Origin of the sequence: Candidatus Bathycorpusculum sp. (assembly GCF_009778815.1) — an archaeon.
GTDB classification, from domain to species: domain Archaea; phylum Thermoproteota; class Bathyarchaeia; order Bathyarchaeales; family Bathycorpusculaceae; genus Bathycorpusculum; species Bathycorpusculum hydrogenotrophicum.
In genome coordinates this window covers 1-3201 of record NZ_WRFL01000118.1, presented here as the reverse complement: position 1 = coordinate 3201, position 3201 = coordinate 1, and the positions used below count along the sequence as shown (strand labels likewise).

The 3201-nt window shown below is 44.0% G+C and carries 3 protein-coding genes; all 3 read right to left on the bottom strand.

Annotated elements, in window-relative coordinates; genetic code table 11:
- Window positions 1-370: 370 nt before the first annotated feature.
- A complete protein-coding gene (locus FWF39_RS12175; RefSeq protein ID WP_343383705.1) occupies window positions 371-1777 on the bottom strand; it encodes a site-specific integrase in 1407 nt (468 codons plus the stop codon).
- Window positions 1774-2214: a hypothetical protein gene (locus FWF39_RS12170; protein ID WP_343383704.1), complete on the bottom strand. Its 441-nt coding sequence runs from the start codon at window positions 2212-2214 to the stop codon at window positions 1774-1776. The genes FWF39_RS12175 and FWF39_RS12170 overlap by 4 nt, the downstream gene beginning before the upstream one ends.
- The coding region (locus FWF39_RS12165) for a hypothetical protein (RefSeq protein WP_343383703.1) at window positions 2211-3201 on the bottom strand (991 nt) is incomplete at its 5' end. The genes FWF39_RS12165 and FWF39_RS12170, both read right to left, overlap by 4 nt.

Genomic DNA, 3201 nt, shown 5'->3' with positions numbered 1-3201 from the left:
TGTATAGGTGGTAGTAGAGAAATATCAGAAGCAGTCTGTCGGTTAGGTTGAGTTTGAAGGGCTGGCCGGCTCCTATGGCTCGTTTGCGGTTCTCTTGGGTTAGGCGTTTTTGTTCGTAGGTTTCATATTTTTGGGTTATTTGTTGGTTTAGGGTGTTGAATTCTTCGAGTGTGAGGCCTGTGAAGTTCTTGAAATGTTCGGGATGTTTAGATAATATGGCGTAATTTAGTACACAAATACCTTAAAATCCAAATAAAGCGCCTGTACGCTAATAAAACCTCCGATTCACCGCTAAAACACTAATAAAGACTAACGTCTAATAAATAATTAATTGGTGGGGCTTCCCGGATTTGGTAAGCCACTGCTACTTTTAAACCAATTTTTGAGCTATAATCAACTGTTTTAACCGCTCCCGCAACATAGCTAATTGTTGATCCTCAGCATTCTGCACAGTTATCGCACCATCAGTTAGCATTTCCTTTGAAAGCCATTTGCTAGGGTCGCCGCCTAACGCCCGTATCAACTGTTTTACTTGATCGACATCTGTCATCTGTGTTTTTGTTCTAATGCTCAATCCTGCGGCACTGTAGGCACTGCGCAATCGCTCCAAACCTATGCTCTGAATACTATGATAAGTATCAAGAACATGTCCCATGAAGTAATCCACGTAATCGGATTGACAACCTAAAGCAATCATCTGTGTCTTGAAGTACTTTCGTAAACTGTGCGTCCGTAGATCATAGTGGCCCTGCTTATGTTTAGTTAAGCCTGCTTTCACATAGAGTTGATGCACTAACTGCGTGATCTGCTTAGAACCTATAGGACTGACTGGTTGACTGGTTGTTGCACGTATCAAAGGCGATTCGTCAGTTAGGGTTTCAGGGGGAATACGCTTAGTTCCGGTTTGTCTTTGGTTGAGATATAGTTTTAGGTATTGTGTCGCTTCAGCACCAAGAAAAGTGTCGTAGTCGCCATATTTGCCCTTAGTGATGGTTTCTTCCACATGTATATGTATGGGTATGATATTGTTTTCTAAGTCGTCTTTGACATGGCGGTATTTGAGTTTTGAAAGCGTGCCTTCACGAAAGCCGCCTAAAGCAAGCATTGTAACTATGGTTTTTTCTCGCAGATTCCCCACATCTAAGAGCTTGGTTAATTCTTCGGGTGTGGGTGCGCGGTCTTTGTAGATTGTTTTTCGTCGGATGCGCCCGTTGAACTCTATTTTTATGTCGTTGGTTTTGTAGAAGATTTTGCAGGCTTTAAGATGGTTGTTGATGGTGCTATTGGTTAGGCCGCGGTCTTGTAGAGCCGCTACATAATCATCCACGAATTTGTTATGATTCACCAATCGTTGGGGGTCAACTGTGTTAGTCTCAGTTTTTAGATCAGCGATTATTTGGTCGGGACTGCTTCCGAGCCATGTGGTGTATTGGTGGATATGTTGGATGTAGGTGTAGCATGATTGGGGACTGCCTGAGCAGTTGCGCAAGAAATGTCTTGCCATCAGTAGCACGCTTTTGTTGTTAAAGGTGTATTGTAACAGTACGGGTCTTTCGCAAAGTAGGGCTTCGAAGACGTATTCTATTAGTTTTAGTTCTTTGACTGCTAGCACTTTTTCTAGCTCTATGGTCACTGGATGCTTTAGCGGGTAATTTCTAAGGCCCATTTTAATGGTTATTTGGTTGTCTTGGATGATCAGGGGTAGTGAGAGTGTTTCTAGGTCTTTGAGGGTGAGGTGGTGGTTGCGGGTTAACGGCTGGGGTTTGTTTTGGTTCATGTTGTCGTCTCCTGTTTGTTGGAGACACCAAATTTTTCACTGGTTTTAGCGCGTATTTGGTTGGTACTAAAGTTGCATCTGTCAGTTTTAAACTTGTATACTTGTTCGCAGAGTTTCTTTAGTACTAAAATGGCTGATTTGAGCAGCACCAACCCTGATGCCTTTGCATCTCCACCTCTCAGTGTTGGTGGGGCAGTGTCGCGATCATAACAAATCGTCACACATACCTCGGTTTCAGAGATCAACCAGCCCACGGTTTCGCGTATTTGAGGCCCCATATCTTCGGCTACGGCTCGATGAAACACCACATGATCAACATATTGGACATAAACCAGCCCTGTAAACTCATCTAAGTCTTCAGAGGACAAACTGCTTGAACAAGATGCGGGATAGATGCCCGTTTCTAAGGTCGCGGTGATTGTTGAGGTTTTGCTCAATTTGCCCCCACCTCGTCGCGCCGCCGCAAAAGGATACGCTCAGCTTTATGTTCTTCTCTAAACAGGGTAAAACATGTTTGGTAAACCCGTCGGGTTTGATTTGTTGGTTTTGTTGTTATGATGTATTCAACGGCAAATACGCCACATGCACAAGGTTCAGCCGGAGCAATAAGCTCATAGAACATACCCGCAGTTGCGTCTTTTGGGGTTGAACAGTTTTTGTTGTTTGCTTTGTTTTTTAGGGGTAGCAGGGTTTGTTGGTGGTGGGGTTGAGCTTTTGCGTTGTCTACCGATCCTACCGATCTACCGTTTTCCAGAGGGTCTACCGATATATTTAACAGTTTTTGACTTGCAGAATTGACGGTATTTTCAGAAACAAAGCACAAATCATCGACTTCATTTTTCAGGTTTGCCCCCACCGCCTCCTCCACAATCAGTAGACCGGTAGAAACAGTAGAACTCTTGGTTTGTGTGGTTAGGCCGTATTTTTTAGCGGCCCTAGCAAGTTTTGCCTTATCAAACAAATACCCAACCACATACTCACCCTCAATGGTAGCTCGACTGCTCTTAGCATTAAGCACTGCACCAATTCTGCTACCCACGTGTCTTTTTGTGAGAACTCCAAATTCAGGTGTTTCCATCTTTTGCTTCTTATCATCCACTACTCCATCTAATTCTACTTCTAGATGCTTCCAAATAGCCCCAAACGCAACAGGTCGCTCAGGCTCATGCAAAGCAAAAACGTCTCGAACAATATAGCTCTCCAGCGTTTTATTCTTCTCCTCTAAACGATCCCGCCTATTCTGCTCCAAATACTCCCGCAAACGGTGCTCCACAGCTAACCCAGTCGTCACCTGCAACAGATGTCTTGTCCCAAAATAATTTCCCACCCGAGTTATCTTACGACACACTACCTCACCACCCAAACTCTGCAAAACACCTTTCCAAAAATACCGCACCCACCCAACTAAAAACATGGTCAAAATC